The sequence below is a fragment of the Bradyrhizobium sp. T-1 genome (genome assembly GCF_053592855.1).
In genome coordinates, this window is record NZ_CM132115.1 from 4656572 (window position 1) to 4674730 (window position 18159).

Consider the following 18159-nt stretch of genomic DNA (forward strand, 5'->3'; position numbering starts at 1 on the left):
TCACCACGCGTAACGCACGACGCCCTTGCCGGCGTAGGAACGCGTGACGTTGGAGAATTCCCCCTCGAATGTCCCTGCTGCCGACCAGCCGCTCCGCCAGACCTTTTCGATGGCGCCGGTCAAAAGCGCGGAGTCGGACGCCACGGACGCGCCGTTCACCACGAAGCTCGCGCCGGGCAACGTCTGGAAGGTCGCGCCGGCAGCACGGTCGGGATTGAAGTCGTGCGCCCATGCCACGCGACTGCGTAGCTTCACGATGCCGTCGGTCTGGACGAACGCCTTGTCGGCGAGCAAGCCCAGCTCGGTGCGGGTGTCTGTGACACTCTTCGAATTGTAGGCCAGAGCGAACTGGTTGCTGCCAGCGACCGCCTGCTCGGCATAAGCCGGCAGATCGAAGGTGGTGAACTGCGTGGCAGCGTAAGGCGTCCAACCAAAGCCCTGCGCGACGACACGGTAGCCGCCTTCGAGGCGGCCGGAATAGACGTTGGCATTGAACTCGGCGCGCAGGCGGTCCGCGCCGGCGACCGTCACGGTGCGATCGGTGACGATGTCCTGCCAGCCATAGGCGAGTGCGCCGGTGACGTAGGCTGGTCCGATGGCGTGCCGGAAGTAAGCACCGGCCTGAAACAGGTCAGAACGGCCGCCGCCGAGATTGCCGGCGATCGTGAAGCTGGTGCCGCCGCCGGCAAGCGCGAAGCCGACCATTGTGTCGCGCGACATGCGGTAGTCCGCGCCGACCGCGGTGGCGTACAGATTGCTGGTCGTGTTGTTCGAGCCGATGATGGTGTTGCCATCGGTCTTCTGCGAGCCGCCGAAACCTGCCGTCCAGACACTCCAGCGCTGCTCGAAGGACGGCGCGACCGGCGCCTTGGCGTACATTGTGGCGTAAGCATCGCGTTCGCGCTTGCTGCGATCCGCCCCTGTGGCGGCAAAGGCAAGGTTCTCCCCGGCGTAGGCACTCGGTCCGCCGTCGAAACCGCCTCGACCAACGATAAACGGATCGGTCATTACGCCCAGGAACTGCCCCATCGCGTCGAATGTCGCTTGCTGGGGCGCGCTGCCGATCTCGCCGGAGAGCTGCGTCAGCCCGGCCGGGGTCAGCCCGCCGAACACCAGCGGAATCGCTGCATTAGTGTCGAAATAGTTGGTGATTGCGTTGGCGACGTTCTGCTGGTTGACGGACAGTCCAGTGCCGGAAGGCGCGACGAAAGCCAGCGACAGATCGAGATAGGCGTGGGTCGCATCATAGCTCAGCACCGTCTTGAAGTTCGAAGGCAGGTTGGTGCTCACCGTCGTGGGATCGAAGCTGCCGGTGATGCTGCCGGCAGTGAGAATGGTGTACCTCTTCTCGACATAGCTGCCGCTCGCGAATGTCGCGCCGACAGTTGCACCGCCAAGCGTCGCGTTGCCTGTCACGTTGGCAAAGCTCGACGTCGTCGGATTGATCGATACGAGATACTGCGCGCCCGCTTGCAATGCGAGGCTCGACAGCGTCATCGACGCGCCCGGCGTGCCATCACCCGCCGCAAGCGCACCGCCTGCGTTGATCTGCGTGGCGCCGACGACGCCGGTCCCCGTCAGGACCCCACCGCCATTCACCACGACCGCCGACGAGGCGAGCGAACCCTGCACCGCGAGGGTGCCGCCATTTACGGCCGTTGCACCGCTATAGGTATTGTTGCCGGCGAGCGTGAAGGTCCCTGTCCCGTCCTTGGTCAGCGACGTCACGGTGCCGTCGATGGTGCCCGTGATGGCGCCATTGCCGGCCCCGCCAATCGTCAGGTCGAAGGCGCCGGTGATGCCACCGCTCAGGGTGAGCGTGCCGGCATCCGAATTCATGCGCGTATTCGCCGCCAGCGTGATTGCGCCCGCATAGGCGTTCGCGCCGGACACGTTGCGTAGCGCACCGCCGCCGGACACACCCGTTCCGTTCAGCGTCAGCGCGTTGGTGATCGTGATGCCGCCCTGGACCTCGAGCGCAGCGCCGCTGGCGACCGCGACTGCGCCACTGCCGAGCGCCGCGCCGTTCTGTACATTGACTGCTCCAGCGCTGATCATCGTGCCGCCGGTGTAGCCGTTCGCGGCGGTGAGCGTGACCGTGCCGCTCGTCGTCTTGCTGACCGCGCCGGCGCCGGAGAGCGAGGCGTTCACCGTCCCGCTCTGGAGCGCAAAGCTTGCCGACGAACTGAGCGTGCCGTTCTGAACCGTGCCGCCCTGGAGCAGGAGGCCGCCATTCTGCGTCACCACGAAACCGCCGAGGTCGAGCACGCCGCCGGTCATGGTGAGCGAATTCGAGCTGTTGCCAAGCGCGCCGGCATTCCCAAGCGTGAGCTGGCCACCGGAAATCGTCGTGCCGCCAGTGTAGCCGTTCGCAGCGTTGAGCATGACCGTACCGCTCGTCGTCTTGCTGACGGCGCTGGCGCCGGCGAGTGAGGCGTCCACCGTCCCGCTCTGGAGCGCAAAGTTTGCCGACGAATTGAGCGAACCGTCCTGAACCGTGCCGCCCTGGAGCAGCAGGCCGCCATTCTGCGTCACCACGAAACCGCCGAGATCGAGCACGCCGCCAGTCATGGTGAGCGAATTCGAGCTGTTGCCAAGCGCACCAGCATTCCCAAGCGTGAGCTGGCCGCCGGAAATCGTCGTCCCGCCGGTATAGCTATTCACCCCGCTGAGCGTGACCGCGCCGCTTGCATTGAGCGCGCCGGCTCCCGCAAGTATGGCGCTGACGGAACCGCCTGTCAGATTGAACGCAGTCCCCGCCGTGATGGTGACCCCGGTCGCCGTGCCGCCCGCAATCGTGAACGTATCGACGTTGAGATTGCCGCCGCCGGCCAACGTGCCGGCCGACATGGTGAAGAGCCCGCTCTGGCCGCCGCTCGTCACGACGTTGAGCGTGCCGCCGGCCTGAATGGTCAGGGTGTTTGCGCCTGTCATGCCGCCGGCGCCAACGCTGAAATTGTTGCCGCCGAACACGGTGGGCTGGTTGCCACCGCCCGCACCGGTCAAGAGCGCGCGGTCAGCCGTGGTCGGCGCCGCTGGGTTCGTATCCCAGTTTGCTCCCGCGCCCCAGGACGCTCCGCCGGTGCCTGTCCACGTGGAGTCGGCGGCAACGGCCGGCCCGAACGTCGCGACAGCGACCAGCGCGGTGCCCCCAAGCAGAAGGGCAATGCGGCGCTTGCTTGATCTGTCGTTGACAACCTTTGAGCCGGCCATGTCGGGTCCCGCATGTCATGTGGACCCGCATCGCGCCAAAATCGCCAGCCGAGCCTGCGCTGGCGGACCAAAATCCGCATTGGAATACGTAGCGAGCGGCATTCGCTTGCACATCAACCGTTCGGTTGAACCGTCACTTCCATGCCGCGGCTGTGCTTTGACGAACACGCTCGCGTGCGACCGCCGGGCGTTAAGCCGGCGTGACCCGATTATCTCAATAAGGCGGCGCCTTGCGCGCACGCTGCGCCTTGGCCGCCTCGATCCACCAGCTGAGATCATCGGCGAAGCGCGGGAACGCGCGTTCCAGGGCCTTGCCGCCCTCGCCGACCGGCTCGCTTTCGGCCGATAGCGTCTGCGCAATCGGACCGACGCCGATGGTGCTCGAGATCACCACCATGCCCATTTCCGACAGCGTGCCATGCCAGGCGGTCGAGGCGCGCGCGCCGGACAGACGGCCGGCCGAATAGCTCACGATCGCGGCCGGCCGCCAGAACCATTCCTCCAGGAAGTGGTCGGTGAGGTTCTTCAGGCCGGGCTGGATGCCCCAATTATACTCGCCAGTGACGAAGACAAAGCCGTCGGCGCCGCGGATCTGACCTGCCAGATTCTCCAGCGCCGCCGGCGCGGTCCCGCCGGGATATTCCTTGTACATGCGGTCGAGCATCGGCAGGCCGATCGCCTTGGCGTCGATGAACTCGACGTCCTCGCCGCGACTGCGCAGACGATCGATGACGAAATTTGCAAGGCGGATGCCCATGCGGTCGGAACGGTAGGAACCGTAGAGGACGAGGATGCGGTTGCTCATGGACCGCAGACTAGCACGAAACCGGAGGTCGACCCCAATCGCTTTGCCGTGCTATCGCCTGCGTCCGCGCTCCAGGGTTTCCGACGGCGTCTCGCCGAACTGGTCGCGATAGCTTCGGGAGAAATCGCTGAGATGCCAGAAGCCGAAGGCCAGCGCGACGGCCTTCACGCTGTCGGCGCCGGCGAGCAGCCGCCGGCGCACCAGCCAGAGCCGGCGCAGCCGCAAATAGCGGTGCAGGCTCATGCCGCGGTAGCGGCGCACGACATCGTGCAGGGTGCGGACGGACAGCCCCAGCTTACGCGCAATCTCCTCGCTGTAGATCGGCTGGGCGAGATCGTCGGCCAGAAGCGCGCGGATGTCCCGGAACAGCTTGAACTGGCGTTCATCGTTCGGCCGCAGCGTCCAGCGCGCGGGCACGACATTGGCGAACGCGGCATCGACCGCACCGAGCAAGGACTCCTTCATCGCCGCCGCCTTCAGCGGCACCTCGGCGGGATCGATCGGCTCAGACGCCGCCGCCAGCACTTCACTGACCACGTTCCGCAGGCTGTGCAGCGCCAACGGACTGGTCTCGAATATCTTGAAGCTGGCGCTCGTCTCGGGCCAGCCACGATCCTTCACCTCCGGCCGGAACATGACCGATGCGATCTGCCGCTGTACCTCCTCGATGGTGTTGTAGGCCGCCCCGCTGGAGCCGATGACGATGACCGCGCGATCCCGCTGCGCGCCGTTGAAGCGGATGGGCACGTCGAGGTCGTCCATCGCAAAGCCGATGGCCGTGCAATCCGCGACCAGCTGCGCATCCACCACGCGCGGAAACGTCCGCGTCATGTTCACGTCGCCGCCAGGCAATTGCAGAATGATCTGCTCGGTCGCAATCGTTCGTACTAGCGGCGTGAAATCGAAATTGAGGCCGCGGATCGCGTTCCGAAACTCGTCGACGTCTGCAAAACGAAATATCTTTGGCGCCAACGCCGGCGCATCATCAATGTTGGTCATGACAAAATGAAAAGGCGTCGCCAAGCGACGCGCATCCGGCACGACACCGGTCCGATTTTCCCCTTTCGAATGCCCCGTGAGTCCGAAAGAATCGTCCTCGCCCGCTCAACCAGTTGAGCGAAGGTTCAATCCAAAGGACAAGCAAACGGATCGTGTCCTGCCAAATTTCGATATCGTTTCCAGTCGCGCGGATGGTGCCCCAATACCTAGATCTGTAAGGTTTAAAATCCAAATTAACAACTGTGAGGTGCAATGCGGAGCGTTGGATAGTCGAAATTTATTTCAGTTCAGGCCCCTGCCATGATGGCAAATTCGCCTGCCGATAGTCTCGTCGAGTTGGAAGACGCGGTCGCAGCGTGCCCGCCGGAGCGTTGCGCGCACATTCTCTCCGGCATCGTCAATCTGCTGACGGCGAGCCGCGACCGGCCCCAGGAACTGCTTGCCGCCGCGGTCGACGGCGTCTTGCTGCGCCTGACGGAACGGGTGGCAGCCAGCGCCCTGGTCCAGCTCGGCGCGGCGCTCGCCGCGCTTGCCGTCGCCCCGCCCGAGACATTGCGCCGTCTTGCCATGCACGACGACCCGGACGTGGCGTGTCCCGTCCTGCTCAAATCGCAGGCACTCTCCACGACCGATCTCGTGACGGTCGCGACCACGTGCAGCGAGCGGCATCAGCGCGCAATCGCGGCGCGCAACTGCGTCGAGCCTGATGTGACCGAGGCGCTGATCAAGCGCGGCGACCAGATCTGTCTTGCGCTGATCAAGAACCCGGGGACAAAGTTCTCCGAGGCAGCGTATGCCACCCTGATCGCCGGGGCCGACCAGGACGGCGAGATTGCGAAGGCGTTGGTGCTCCGGCCCGGCATACCCGACCTGGTCGTGCGGAAGTTGCTCTCTGCCCCGTCAGGCAAGACAGTGCCGGCCAAGCCCAGCGCATCCTCCGTTCCGCCCGCACAGGACGCGACGCCGGCTCTGCAGAAGCTTCCCTCCTCGACCGATTATGCGAATGCGAGACCCGAGATCGTGGCGCTCAACCGCGTTGGCAAGCTGAACGATTCCACGGTGAACCGCTTCGCCATCCGCGGCGAGACCGCCAATCTGTTCACCGCCTTGTCGGTGCTCTCGGGGGCGCCGATCGAGATCGTCGAGCACGTCATGATCGACGAGGATTGCGAGGGCCTGGTGATGGCCTGCCGGGCATCGCGCCTGAACTGGACGACCACGCTTGCGATCCTGAGCAACCGCAGCGGCACGCGGCTCTCCTTCGCCGAGCGCGAGCGCGCACAGCTGATTTTCGAAACGCTGCTCTTGTCGACCAGCCAGTGGACGGTGCGCTGGGGAGAAATCGCAACCAACGCCGGCAAGAGCGATCCAGGGCATCGCGGCGCAAGAATGGGGGGGAGCCGATGAAGTTGGACGGTCGGAAGGCGCTTCGTGTCCGGATGGACCACAAGCAGGCCGTGAACCTGATGGGCGCGGACGGTACCTGGCGACGCAGCTGCGTCCTGCTCGACGTCTCGCAGTCGGGCGCCAAGATCGAGGTCGAAGGCACTCTCGACGTTCTGCAGGCCAAGGAATTCTTCATGTTGCTGTCGTCGACGGGTCTTGCCTACCGGCGCTGCGAGCTGGTCTGGATTGACGGCACCACGGCCGGCGTGCACTTCATCAGTGCGGACGGCAAAAGGAAATCCGCGAACGCCGCCGCGCAGAGCAAGTAGGCCATTCGGCTCAAGGCATCAGCGAGCTTGCTCAACTCCAATTAGCCCAGGTCTGCCGTGCGGAACGCGAGATCCATCAGCGGCCCCGTCAAACGTGACGACGGCATCCGATCCGCGCGATCGGAACGCCGCTTCGTGCACGTGCTGGCCGATTCCTCCGCTAAACTGTCGGGCATCTGCGCGTTGCTTGAACCGCGCTTCACCGTCGCGGGCGAACGGCTCGACGCGGCATCCAAGCTGTCGCAAGTGCCTTTCGCGATCGTCATCCGCGCGGAGCTGCGTGACGTCGACAACATCACCGCCATCAAGAGGCGGTCCGCCGGGTTGGCAAAGGCCACCAAGCGCATCTTTCTCGTCGAGCAGTCCACCCACGTCAGCATCTCGCAAGCTTATGCGCTCGGCGCAACGCTCGTCCTCCCCGGCCCCATCAACAAGACCAGGCTGCTGGCGGCGCTGGCTGATCCAGCCGAGCCGGCGTCGGTCGGCCCGGCGCAGCCGGACAACGCCGTCGAGACCGCCGCAACGGCGATTGCATCGATGTTCACATCCGTCACCCTCGGCCAGCCGCTCGATGTCGATGGCACCAGGGAAGCCGGCCGCCAGATCGCTGATCGCATCACCCAGCATGGCCTGTCGGAATGGCTCACAACGGTGCGGCGCCATCACGAGGGAACCTATCAGCATTGCCTGCTGGTGACCGGCGTCGCCATCGACTTCGGCCTAAGCCTCGGCGTCGGGCGAGCCGATCTGGAGCGCCTCTATACGGCGGCCATGTTCCACGACATCGGCAAGGCCCAGATCCCGCTCGCCATCCTCGACAAGCCCGGCCGACTCGATCCCGAGGAACGCGCATTGGTCGAGACGCATCCCGTCGCCGGCTACGACTTTCTGAAGGGCCACGACCGGATTTCACCGGAGATCCTCGATGCCGTCCGACATCACCACGAATATCTCGACGGCAGCGGGTATCCCGATGCATTGGCTGGCGAGAGCATCAACGACATCGTGCGCATTCTTACGATCGCAGACATATTCGCCGCGCTGATCGAGCACCGGCACTACAAGCCGACGATGCCGCGCGCCAAGGCCTATGACATTCTCTGCGGGATGACCGGAAAGCTGGAGAAGGCGCTCGTCACGTCCTTTAAGGAGGTCGCGCTCTCGCGCTGAGCACGCGGCAGGACTCACGCCACGAGCCAGCCTAGTGCGTGGCCCGGTATTTGATGCGGCGCGGTATCGAGCGACAGGCCAGCCCTTCGGCGAGCAGCTTCATGTCCTCGCGACGACCGCTGCGGATCAGCCTGCTGAACTCTTCGGGTGTAAACGGAAGGCTGGGATCATCATCGATCGGACGCCGCATCCGCGGGCCGAAGAACCATCGAACCAGGCTAGCCAGCCGCCGCATGTCAATTCCCTCGCGCCAGCAACAAACCTCTTGCGAGGCATATTGTTCCTGCTAGCGCGACAGGATTGCAAGACCCAACTGCAGCGTCGTCACCGAATTTTGCAAAACGGTCCGGTATTACCCTCTAGCCGATCCGCTTGAGCGTCTCGATGTCGTTCATGGCGCTGGTCAATGCGCCATTGCGGTCGCGGACGAAGGCTTCGAGGTCCGCCAACACGGTGTTGATCATCTGAAGATTCTTGAACATCTCCTCGATCTGCGTCACGATGCTGTTGTAGCCGTCCTGGGTCTGGATCAACTGGCCCCGGGTCTCGTTGATGTTGGCTCCGAGCGACTCGATGGAGGTTTCCATGCCTCCGATCGAGGCGTGGGTCCGCGTGAGACTACTTCTGGTATCCTGCGCGAGCTTCTTCACCTCAGTTGCCACCACCGAGAAGCCCCGTCCCGCCTCGCCGGCGCGCGCCGATTCGATGGTCGCGTTGAGCGCGAGCAGGTTGGTCTGGCCTGCGATCGTATCGATGATCTTCAGGATATCCCGTAGCCCGTTCATCGCCTGACTGAGGCCGGCGAACTCCTGCGACAGCGCCGTGGTGTCGGTCGCCTTCGCCGCCGACTGCGCACTGGTCAGGATGACCGAGCGAATCTCCTTCACGATCGTGTTGATCGAAGCCGTCTGTTGCAGGGCGCCCTCGACCTTTCCGCTCAACGTGGCGCTGGCGCTCAGATATTCCGTCAGACGTTGGACGATGCCGTCCTTGATCCGGTTCAGCAGCACCATGCGATTGAGATGGGTACGCGTGAAATATTCGACGAAATGCGCGTAGTGGATCGGAAACATCTCGATGAACGGATCGTCCAGCGGCTTTTCGCTGACGTCGAAGAACACGATCGCGGTCAGGGTCTGGTTGATGTTGATCCCGAATAGTTCGCCGAAGGTGGAAAAGCCTGCGACCGGCATCGGCCACATGTTGCTCATGTTACGGAGCTGGGTCTCGTTGTTCAGCCGGCGCAGGATGCAGTCGTTGAGAATCGCGCCGATCGCCGGGGGCTTGCCGCGCAGGAAGGATTCGAGATCGCGCCGCGTCTGATCCACGAAGTCGGTAGCCTCAAGCAGCTCCAGCCTGTCGCCTGAATTGACGTCGCAGAAAAAGGAGACGACACCGCTGGCCGGATCGATGCCTGCGACCGAGCTGACGAACAGATCTCCGCCGACCTCGATGCCGAAGGAATGCTTCGTCATCATCGACATCAGGTTCGCCGGCGTGGTGTTCAGCGCTTTCGCAACCGTGGACGCGAACGGCTTGATCTCATTGGCCTCCATGACGCCCGAGGCCGTACGCCGATCGGGATCGGCGCCCATCACGACGAAGGATTTTCCGGTCTTCTTGAAGTTCTGCGTCTTGAAGATGCTGTAGGCCCGCCCGGGCGCGAGCTTCAGGAAAGCGATGAGGGCATGATTTTCCAGAATCCGTCTGCCGTCATAGAGATAGGTGTTCTTGAAATCGAGCTTGCCGCCGGCGGAGCCGCCGACGAAAGCGCATGGAAACTTGCCGCTCCTGTAAACGGCCTCCATGAAGTAGTTCTCCGACGCCGACACGCCGTCCACGAGCGTGAAGGCGATCGTATCGCGCACGTTGACCGCGAACGGCGTCCTGATCGCCGCGACCTCGCGCGCGATCGCCTCGATGCGCGCATCGTGTGCCTTGGAAGGCTCTCCCTTGCGGATGTCATCATTGTGCAGACCCACACTGTGGATGCTGACGGACTGAATCAGATCCGCCGGGAAGACCTGCACGACGACGGACGACCAGCTCACCCCCGTCGGCTTGTAGAGCGACGGGCCCGCCGAGCAAAGCTCGCCGGCGCTCGACATCGCGATCACCGGCGTCGCACCCGCCAGCCGCTGTAATGACGACACCACACGCGCAAAATCGCAGTGCGGGGAGATGAACGCGATGGCGAGCGGCGCGCGCGCGCCCTCTACGACGAAGTCACCCTCGGAAATATTTTGCAGCCTATCGTCGCTTTCCAACACCCTGACCGCACAGGCTTCACGGAAAGCCGGCGCGTCATCATGAGCTTCCGGAACGATCGATGGGGCGGGCTGCTTATGACGAGCCTGGGAAAACAACGAGAGCATGGCAATATCCTTGTTCGGCGCGTGAAACGTCTCAACGCAATGAACTACGGATTCGAAATTGCCATCCGGTTAGGAACCACGCGACGCAGCGGCGCTCATGCAGCTGATTGACACCGTATGACTACGGCACCGCATCGCATCGCGGGCTCATGATACCAATCGTGTCGGCGCATTTGATCTAGATCAAATATTCTCGGCAGCGATACGGGGCGCCGCTGAAACAAGCAGCGGCATCCCGCCCCTCCGATATTCGCGCGCCCGCACGCCCTATTCGGCGAAGCCGACGAAGCGCACGAAATCGCCATTTTCCTCGCGGTCGGAACGCACGGCGTTCGCGGCGAAGCCGTCGTCGGGATAACCCATCGCAACGCAGGTCATGATGACTTCGCCTTCCGGAATCCGTGCGACCTCGCGCACGATGTCGGAGCGCATGATCCCCTGCCCGTTGACGACAGAGCCGAGACCGCGGTCCCAGGCCGCGAGCACGATGCCGTGGCAGAGCGCGCCGAGATCGAAACGACGACCGCCGCCCACCATCTCCTTCCATGTTACGGCGGCGCACCTCTTCCAGCGGACTCCCGGTGAGCACGTGGACATACCAAGGCTGGGTGTTCATCGACGAGGGCGCACGTTTGGCGCTCTCGATGAACGCTTCGATCACCGCGCGCGGCACCGCTCGTTCCTGAAACCGCGCGCGCTGCGGCGCGACTGGACCAGCGTTTCGAATTCCACCTCAAGGACCTCCCTGCCCGTTCTTCAGCCGGCCGCGCAATTGCAGCCGTGCGGCGGTTGCCGATGCGGTGCGCCAAATCTATGCTAACGGCCAAGCAAGACCAAGAACCCCGTGAGGACCTGCAAATGCCCGCGCCGCTCGATCCCGTCATCGCCCAGATCATTCCGCTGCTGCCGCTGCGCGATCCCGCGACAATGACGCCACAGAGCGCCCGCGATTCCTTGCGCGCACTCGCTGCCGCGCGCGCGGCGGTGCCGCCGCCGCCCGTCGATGCCGTGCACGATATCAAGGTGAAAGGCGGCGCCGGTCCGCTTGATGCGCGGGTCTATCGGGCTGGCAGCGGGCCGGCGCCCACCGTCGTGTTCTTCCACGGTGGCGGCTGGGTCGCGGGCGACCTCGAGACCCACGACCGGCAGGCGCGCAATCTCGCCATCGAGACCGGCGCGGTCGTCGTATCCGTCGACTACCGGCGTCCGCCGGAGGTGCGCTTTCCCGGCGCGTTCGAGGACGCCCTCGTCGCGGCCAGCGACGTGTTCAACCGTGTCGCGGAATTTGGCGGTGATGCCAGGCGTCTCGGCGTTGCCGGCGACAGCGCCGGCGGCAATCTCGCGGCCACAACCGCAATCGCCTGCCGCGATGCCGGCATCAAGCTCGCGGCGCAGCTGCTGGTCTATCCCGTGACCGACGCAGTGGGTTTCTATGCCGACGCGCGCGAGAACGCGCGGTTTCCGTCACGCGCCGAGAACGCCGAAGGCTACTTCCTGTCGCGTGCCGTCATGGAATGGTTCGCCGGTCATTATCTCGCCGACGTCAATCACGCCAACGACTGGCGGGTCTCGCCTCTGCGCGCCACCTCGCTCGCAGGCCTCGCGCCTGCGGTCGTGACCACCGCGTGGTTCGATCCGCTGCGCGATGAGGGCGCAGCCTACGCGAAAGCGCTGGAGATGGCAGGCGTGCGGGTGAAGCGTCACGAGGGCGCCGGGCTGATCCATGGCTATTTCGGCCTCGGCGACGCCTCCGAGGTAGCCCGCACCGAGGCACAGCGTGCACGCGCCGATTTCAGGGCGTTGCTGGCGCGCGGGATCTGATCACGTTGGGCCGAACTGAATTATCGCATCCCCTCGTCGGCGTTCTTATCAGCCTTGTCGCCGCGCTGCTCTCGGTCACGGCCGTCTCGGCCGCGCCACAGACCGTCTATTTCCACAGCGCCGATGGCCTTACGGCACTCACGGGCTATGTGTTCCAGCCGACCACGCCCGGCCCCTGGCCCGCCATCGTCATGCTGCACGGGCGCGGCGGACCCTATTCCAGCAATGACAACGAAGATTGCAGCTTCGTCGGCGCCGGCACCGCCTCACCCTGCAATGCGAGCACCTTGTCGAAGCGCCATACGATGTGGGGCGAATATTGGTCGGCGCACGGCTACCTCGCGCTGCTGCCGGACAGTTTTGGTCCGCGTGGAAAGGCCTATGGCTTTGGCCGCTTCACCCATGGCGATCCCGACCGCGCGGACGTCAACGAGACCAATGTGCGGCCGCTCGACGCCGAAGGTGCGCTCGCTTACCTGCGCGGCCGCGGCGACGTCGTTGCCGATCAGATCTATCTCCAGGGCTGGTCCAACGGCGGAAGCACCGCGCTGAACGTGATGATCCGGCAAGCCAACCAGCAAGGCAACCAAGCGGGCTATCGCGGCGCCCTCGTGTTCTATCCCGGCTGCGGACAGACCGCACTGCTCACCTCGACCATTTCGACCAGGGCGCCGATCGCGGTGTTCCTCGGCGCCGACGACGAGGAGGTCTCGCCGGCGATCTGCCAGCACGTCGCCGACCGCTCGCGCCAGGCGGGCAGCCCGATCGACGTCATCGTCTATCCCGGCGCCACCCATGATTTCGACGAGCCCTCATCCCGCCGCCAATCCGCGCCCGGGAATCAGGCGGCCTTGGACGACGCCCTCGTCAAGGCCATCGCCATCGTCGCCCGCTGGAAAAAATGAGCCGCACGCGGACGCCGCTGCTTGATTGCGCCACGATTCCGGGCTCCAATTCGCAGCGCCATCTTTTGGTTTAGGGAGACACCCATGATGAAGCGAATATTCCTGGCTGCGATCGTTGCCACCTTTGCGGCGGGCTCGGCGCTTGCCGACGACACCTGCGAGAGCAAGGCGGTCGGCAAGGACGGCAAGGCGCTCGCCGGAGCGGCCAAGACCTCGTTCATGAAGAAGTGCAAGGAAGACGCCTGCGCACCCAAGGCCGTCGGCTCCGACGGCAAGCCGCTCGCCGGCGCCGCCAAGAACAGCTTCATGAAGAAATGCGAGATGGGCGCGTAAGGCGCTACGCGATCTACTCCCTCGCCCCGCGTGCGGGGAGAGGGTCGGGGTGAGGGGCCGCTTCCGCGATCACGGTGCAAGCTGGACTTCGAGGAGAGTCTCCCTCACCCGAATTTGCGCGACGCGCAAATTCGATCTCTCCCCGCAAGCGGGGCGAGGTGAAGGCAGACCTTTCGCCGCCTCCCCGCGCGCGCCACGCGCCCAAACGAAATCATCCCTGAACATCACAACCCTAGACAGAAACCGTCGGCTGACGGATCATGGAGTGCTGAGCGAAACGGGGCGCATCGACAGGGCTTTCCAGGAAAGGGAACGTCAAGATGTGGCAACTTCGAGTGCGTAATCAGATATTGGCGACAATGAGCTTGCTTTTTGCACTGCTCATCAGTCTTGACGTCGCAAACGCGAGGGGCGTCGGCCTGCCCAACGTCATGGTTCTCGCAACCGGCGGAACGATCGCCGGCAGCGGGGCGAGCAGCACCACCGTGGTCGGCTACACTGCAGCCACGGTGGGCATCGAGACCCTCCTGAACGCCGTCCCCGAGCTGAAAACGGTCGCCAACGTCAAGGGCGAGCAGGTTTTCCAGATCGCCAGCGAGAACATGAACAATGACTACTGGCTGAAGCTCGCAAAGCGCGTCAACACGCTCCTCGCGCAGGACGACGTGGACGGGATCGTGATCACGCACGGGACCGACACGATCGAGGAAACCAGCTATTTCCTGAACCTGGTCGTCAAGAGCAAGAAGCCTGTCGTCATCGTCGGCGCAATGCGGCCGTCGACGGCGATCAGCGCGGATGGGCCGATCAACCTCTTCAATGCCGTGATCCTCGCCGGCAGTGAAGAAGCCGTCGGCAAGGGCGTGCTCGTTGCTCTCAACGATCAGATCAACGCGGCGCGCGACGTCACCAAGAACAATACCTCGACGGCCGACACCTTCCGCACGCCTGAGCTTGGCTTTCTCGGCTACATGCAGGGCAACAAGCCGTACTTCTATCGCCAATCGACGCGCCGGCACACGGTGGATTCCGAGTTTGACGTTTCCAATCTCGATACCCTGCCACAAGTCGATATCGTCTACGGCTACGCCAACATGAACCGGGTCGCGATCGACGCTTTTGTCGCCGCCGGCGCCAAGGGGATCGTGCATGCTGGCGTGGGTGACGGCAGCCTGGCCCGGCCCGCGGTTGAGCCGGCTCTCGACGAGGCCCACAAGAAAGGTGTCGCGATCGTTCGCAGCAGCCGGGTCGGCAATGGCATCGTCGCTCGCAATGGCGAAGCCAAGGACGACGAACACGATTTCATCGTCTCGGATACGCTCAATCCGCAGAAGGCGCGCATCTTGCTGATGCTAGCGCTGACCAAGACGACCGACAGCAAGGAGATCCAGCGGATGTTCTATACCTATTAGAGCATCCGACGTGCGGGGCTCTATTCCCGCTTGAAGCGGTAATCAAAGGCGGCGCCGAGCGGCTTGATCAGGCCGACCGTCGGCGCCGGAAAATGGATCGGCAGGATCAGCGTGTCGGTGTCGGCGACGGAAGCGAAGAACTTCCGCCGCGACACCGCCGACTGTTTCGCATCCCAATCGGGCCTGGCCGACCAGTCCGGCTCGCGGCACTGGATCTGGTGATGCATGAGGTCGCCCGCGACCACAGCACGCTGGCCCTTCGAGAGAATGTTCACGCAACAATGACACGGCGAATGCCCCGGCGTCGGCGTCAGCGTCACGGTGTTGTCCAGCGCATAGTCGTCGTCGACCAGCAGCGCCTGCCCCGCCTCGACGATCGGCAGGCAATTGTCACGAAAGACCGTACCAGGCGGATTGTGGCCCTTGGCATGCTCGGCTTCCCAGGCCGCGTACTCGCCTTTGTGAAAGACATATTTCGCATTCGGGAAGGTCGGCACCCAGCGGCCATCGCGCAGGGTGGTGTTCCAGCCGGTGTGGTCGATGTGCAAATGCGTGCAGAAGACATAGTCGATCTGCTCGAAGCCGATTCCGAGCGCGAACAATTCGTTGCGCCAGCGCTCCTTGCCGGGGAAATCGAACGGCGGCGGATGGCCCTTGTCCTCGCCGGTGCAGGTGTCGACCAGAATGGTGTAGCGCGGCGTGCGCACGACAAACGTCTGATAGGTGATGACCATCATGCCGCGCGCGACATCGAATGTCTCCGGCTCCATCGTGGGGAGATGGCGCTTGAACACGCCGTCGTCATAAGTCGGGAAAAAATCTTGCGGCCGCCGCCAAGGCCCTTCCCGCTCGATCACCGCGTCGATGGTGATGTCGCCGATCCGAAGCTGCTTCATGCGCCCCTCCCGATTTTTCTCAAGCGTAACGAACGCCTTCGCGGCGTTCAAGGCGCGTGAGCGCAGGACTGCATTGCTGAGTTCCCGTTACTCATACGACAGAGATTGAGTTGGACTCCCGCGACAACGATCACCCGGCGACGCGGACGCGTCGCTCAAGCGTCACACGCGCGTCGTCAGCCGCACTCGATACTCCACGTGTCATTCCAGATGAAGCGCGCGCAGATTGCGCAGCAAAAATCACGGGGCAGCACGTGGACAAGAAAAGGCTTTTCACCCTGATATCGTCGCTCTCGCTCGCAGCATCGCTGACCGGCACGGCCATGCCCGTCTACGCCGATGAGGACGGCAACGGCCGCGATCGCGGATCGGACAATTTTCGTGACCACGATCGCGGCGGACATCACGGACATCGTTCGCCGCCCGTGGTCCTCATTTCGCTCGACGGGGCAAAGCCCGATTTCATCCAGCAGTTCATCGCGGAAGGCGTGTTGCCGCGCGATGGCGGGTTGGCGCGTCTGAGCCGCCATGGCGCGATTGCGATACAGAACATCACGGCCTCGCCGTCGCTCACCGCTGTCTCGCATATCGAGATCGCAACCGGATCGACCGCCGTCCACAACGACATCCCCTCGAACACTTTCCAGGCCATCGTCGGGCCGAGCACTTCGAGCCTGAGTGGCTTCGCAGCGCCGATCGGCGGCTATCGCGAGAGCCCGCTCGGGCCCTCGCCGCGACCGACGGCCTCGCCGCTTTGGGTGCAACTGCGCCAGCAGGGCAAGAAGGTCGTCACCGCGACCTGGCCGGGCGGCGACGGCGCCGACATCTCCATCAACGGCACCGTCGTGCAGCCGGCCCAGCCGACCCGCGTCACGGACTATACCGTGCCGTTCGGCGCCTTCGGCGGCCTCGGCGCCCAGGGCTTCTCGCTCACCCGGACCGACTTCGCCCCAGATGCGGCGGTGGCCGCGGCGCTGCAGGCAGCCGGCCGTTTCTCGTTCAGCCCGGTGCTGACGACCGCAAATCCGATCGAGACGTTCTCCTGCGCGTCGGCCTCGACCGCAACCTGCACCAGCGCGGCAACGCTCGACCTCAAATACGCCATCCGCGTTGCAGCGCTCGACACCACGAATGACAACGTCGTGAATTACGACACGCTGGTGTTCTTCGACGCTACGCGCGGCATCACGACGGGACCATTCGCCCCGCCGGCGACTGGTCCGGCCTACGTCGAGTTCGGCGGCGAGAATTCGCCGTTCTTCTTCGACGGGAGCGGCGCCAAGGTCGGCGCGGCCTATTTCGTCTCGCAGCTCGCGTCCGATCTCTCGGTGGTGCGCTTCGCCCGCTACGGCGCCAACTTCATTCCGCGCAATGCGCCGGTGCTGGCCGATGTCGACGACATCAACACCAGCATCGGCTTCTGGCGTCCGCAGGCTGATTTTCGTATTCCGGAGCGCCTGAGCCCGGGCTTCACCAACTTTCCCGACGTCGAGATCGAGGCGATGTTCGAGGACATGGTGAAGACCTTCGTGCGTTATCAGGCCGAGATCGGCGAGCGCGCGATCAAGAACCATCCCGATGCCGATCTCGTGATGGTCTATATCGAGCAGCCCGACGGCTCCGAGCACCAGTTCCTGCTGACCGATCCCCGCCAGGGCACCAACCCGAAGGACCCGAACTCAATCGGCGCCAACCAGGATCCCGTCAAGGTCGCGCGCTACGCCTCCTATATCCGCTTCGCCTATCAGACCGCGGACAAGGCGGTGAAGCGGATCATGGACGCGGCCGGCCCGGACAGCAACGTCATCGTCGTCTCCGACCACGGCTTTGCGCCGTTTCACACCTCGGTCAGCATGACCAACATCCTGAAGAATGCCGGCATCGACACCACCAAGATCGCGATCCGCACCTCAGGTCCCGCGGCCAACATCTACATCAACTTGCAGCAGCGCGAACAAGGCGGCACCGTAGATCCCGCGACCTATCAGGCGCTGCTGGCGCAGATCACCGCCGCCGTACAGAACGCTGTCGACCCGAACCCGAAGTTCAATGGTTCGCTCGACAACGGCAAGATTTTCACTGTGGTCGAGACCCGTCCGGCGCAATGCGAGGCCGGCCTCGGGCAGTGCACCAGCAAGACCATCGGCCAGGACTTTGGCGATGTGTTCGCGCTGATGGCGCCGGGCTACAATTTCGACGGCATCCAAAACCCCGGCGTCGCCCGCCTTGGCGATGCGCCGTTCAGCGCAGCCACGACCATACTGTCGATGCCCAACTTCTATGGGGCCCACGGCCACGATCCCAAGCTGCCGGTGATGAGCGCGACCTTCATCGCCTCCGGTCCGCAGATCCGCGACAACACGACCATCCGCAGCATGCACAATTTCGACGTCGCTCCAACCATCATGCAGATCCTGGGCGTCAGGCCGCACGGGGTCGATGGTGAAGTGCTGAACGAGATTTTGCGGTAGGGATTGACGACGACAACGGATGGGCGCCGATCGGCGCCCGTCCC

General features: G+C 64.1%; 14 protein-coding genes and 1 pseudogene. 8 read left to right on the forward strand and 7 right to left on the reverse strand.

Features of this window, described 5'->3' with window-relative positions; genetic code table 11:
- From ACWAT4_RS22660 to ACWAT4_RS22670, 3 genes are all read right to left on the reverse strand, one after another.
- Positions 1 to 3213, reverse strand: coding sequence for an autotransporter outer membrane beta-barrel domain-containing protein (locus ACWAT4_RS22660; RefSeq protein WP_449728108.1), 3213 nt, complete (start codon positions 3211 to 3213; stop codon positions 1 to 3).
- 214 nt (positions 3214 to 3427) lie between these two features.
- Positions 3428 to 4018: an NADPH-dependent FMN reductase gene (locus ACWAT4_RS22665; protein WP_212428424.1), complete on the reverse strand. Its 591-nt coding sequence runs from the start codon at positions 4016 to 4018 to the stop codon at positions 3428 to 3430.
- A 51-nt stretch (positions 4019 to 4069) separates the two neighbouring features.
- A complete protein-coding gene (locus tag ACWAT4_RS22670; RefSeq protein ID WP_449728109.1) occupies positions 4070 to 5017 on the reverse strand; it encodes an AraC family transcriptional regulator in 948 nt (315 codons plus the stop codon).
- Positions 5018 to 5317: 300 nt separating this feature from the next.
- Here ACWAT4_RS22670 and ACWAT4_RS22675 point away from each other — a divergent pair, with 300 nt between their 5' ends.
- The 3 genes from ACWAT4_RS22675 to ACWAT4_RS22685 are packed head-to-tail and all read left to right on the forward strand — an operon-like array spanning position 5318 to position 7902.
- A complete protein-coding gene (locus ACWAT4_RS22675) occupies positions 5318 to 6424 on the forward strand; it encodes a DUF2336 domain-containing protein (RefSeq protein WP_449728110.1) in 1107 nt (368 codons plus the stop codon).
- Positions 6421 to 6732, forward strand: a complete 312-nt coding sequence (locus tag ACWAT4_RS22680) for a PilZ domain-containing protein (RefSeq protein WP_212299555.1) — start codon at positions 6421 to 6423, stop codon at positions 6730 to 6732. The genes ACWAT4_RS22675 and ACWAT4_RS22680 overlap by 4 nt, the downstream gene beginning before the upstream one ends.
- Before the next feature lie 57 nt (positions 6733 to 6789).
- Positions 6790 to 7902 (forward strand): HD-GYP domain-containing protein, encoded by a 1113-nt coding sequence (locus ACWAT4_RS22685; protein ID WP_212299554.1) that lies wholly within the window; start codon positions 6790 to 6792, stop codon positions 7900 to 7902.
- A gap of 31 nt (positions 7903 to 7933) precedes the next feature.
- Here ACWAT4_RS22685 and ACWAT4_RS22690 read toward each other — a convergent pair whose 3' ends face one another.
- The 3 genes and pseudogenes from ACWAT4_RS22690 to ACWAT4_RS22700 all read right to left on the reverse strand — a co-directional run bounded on the left by ACWAT4_RS22690 (position 7934) and on the right by ACWAT4_RS22700 (position 11009).
- Positions 7934 to 8137 carry a hypothetical protein gene (locus tag ACWAT4_RS22690; protein ID WP_212299553.1) on the reverse strand — a complete coding sequence of 68 codons (204 nt, stop codon included), beginning with the start codon at positions 8135 to 8137 and terminating at the stop codon, positions 7934 to 7936.
- A gap of 124 nt (positions 8138 to 8261) precedes the next feature.
- Positions 8262 to 10277: an FIST N-terminal domain-containing protein gene (locus tag ACWAT4_RS22695; RefSeq protein WP_449728111.1), complete on the reverse strand. Its 2016-nt coding sequence runs from the start codon at positions 10275 to 10277 to the stop codon at positions 8262 to 8264.
- A 267-nt stretch (positions 10278 to 10544) separates the two neighbouring features.
- Positions 10545 to 11009 (reverse strand): annotated as a pseudogene (locus tag ACWAT4_RS22700) (nitroreductase).
- A gap of 126 nt (positions 11010 to 11135) precedes the next feature.
- On the opposite strand from ACWAT4_RS22700, the gene ACWAT4_RS22705 reads away from it, so the two are divergent.
- The 4 genes from ACWAT4_RS22705 to ACWAT4_RS22720 all read left to right on the forward strand — a co-directional run bounded on the left by ACWAT4_RS22705 (position 11136) and on the right by ACWAT4_RS22720 (position 14748).
- Positions 11136 to 12098 carry an alpha/beta hydrolase gene (locus ACWAT4_RS22705; RefSeq protein WP_449728112.1) on the forward strand — a complete coding sequence of 321 codons (963 nt, stop codon included), beginning with the start codon at positions 11136 to 11138 and terminating at the stop codon, positions 12096 to 12098.
- 5 nt (positions 12099 to 12103) lie between these two features.
- Positions 12104 to 13003 (forward strand): dienelactone hydrolase family protein, encoded by a 900-nt coding sequence (locus ACWAT4_RS22710; protein WP_449728113.1) that lies wholly within the window; start codon positions 12104 to 12106, stop codon positions 13001 to 13003.
- An 84-nt stretch (positions 13004 to 13087) separates the two neighbouring features.
- Positions 13088 to 13336: a hypothetical protein gene (locus tag ACWAT4_RS22715; protein WP_148753029.1), complete on the forward strand. Its 249-nt coding sequence runs from the start codon at positions 13088 to 13090 to the stop codon at positions 13334 to 13336.
- 359 nt (positions 13337 to 13695) lie between these two features.
- Positions 13696 to 14748 (forward strand): type II asparaginase, encoded by a 1053-nt coding sequence (locus ACWAT4_RS22720; protein WP_449728114.1) that lies wholly within the window; start codon positions 13696 to 13698, stop codon positions 14746 to 14748.
- A gap of 20 nt (positions 14749 to 14768) precedes the next feature.
- Here ACWAT4_RS22720 and ACWAT4_RS22725 read toward each other — a convergent pair whose 3' ends face one another.
- Positions 14769 to 15644 (reverse strand): MBL fold metallo-hydrolase, encoded by an 876-nt coding sequence (locus tag ACWAT4_RS22725; protein ID WP_449728115.1) that lies wholly within the window; start codon positions 15642 to 15644, stop codon positions 14769 to 14771.
- Positions 15645 to 15898: 254 nt separating this feature from the next.
- Between ACWAT4_RS22725 and ACWAT4_RS22730 the strand changes: the two genes are divergently transcribed.
- On the forward strand, positions 15899 to 18115 hold the full coding sequence (locus ACWAT4_RS22730; RefSeq protein ID WP_349629556.1) for an alkaline phosphatase family protein: 2217 nt from the start codon (positions 15899 to 15901) through the stop codon (positions 18113 to 18115).
- Positions 18116 to 18159 lie beyond the last annotated feature (44 nt).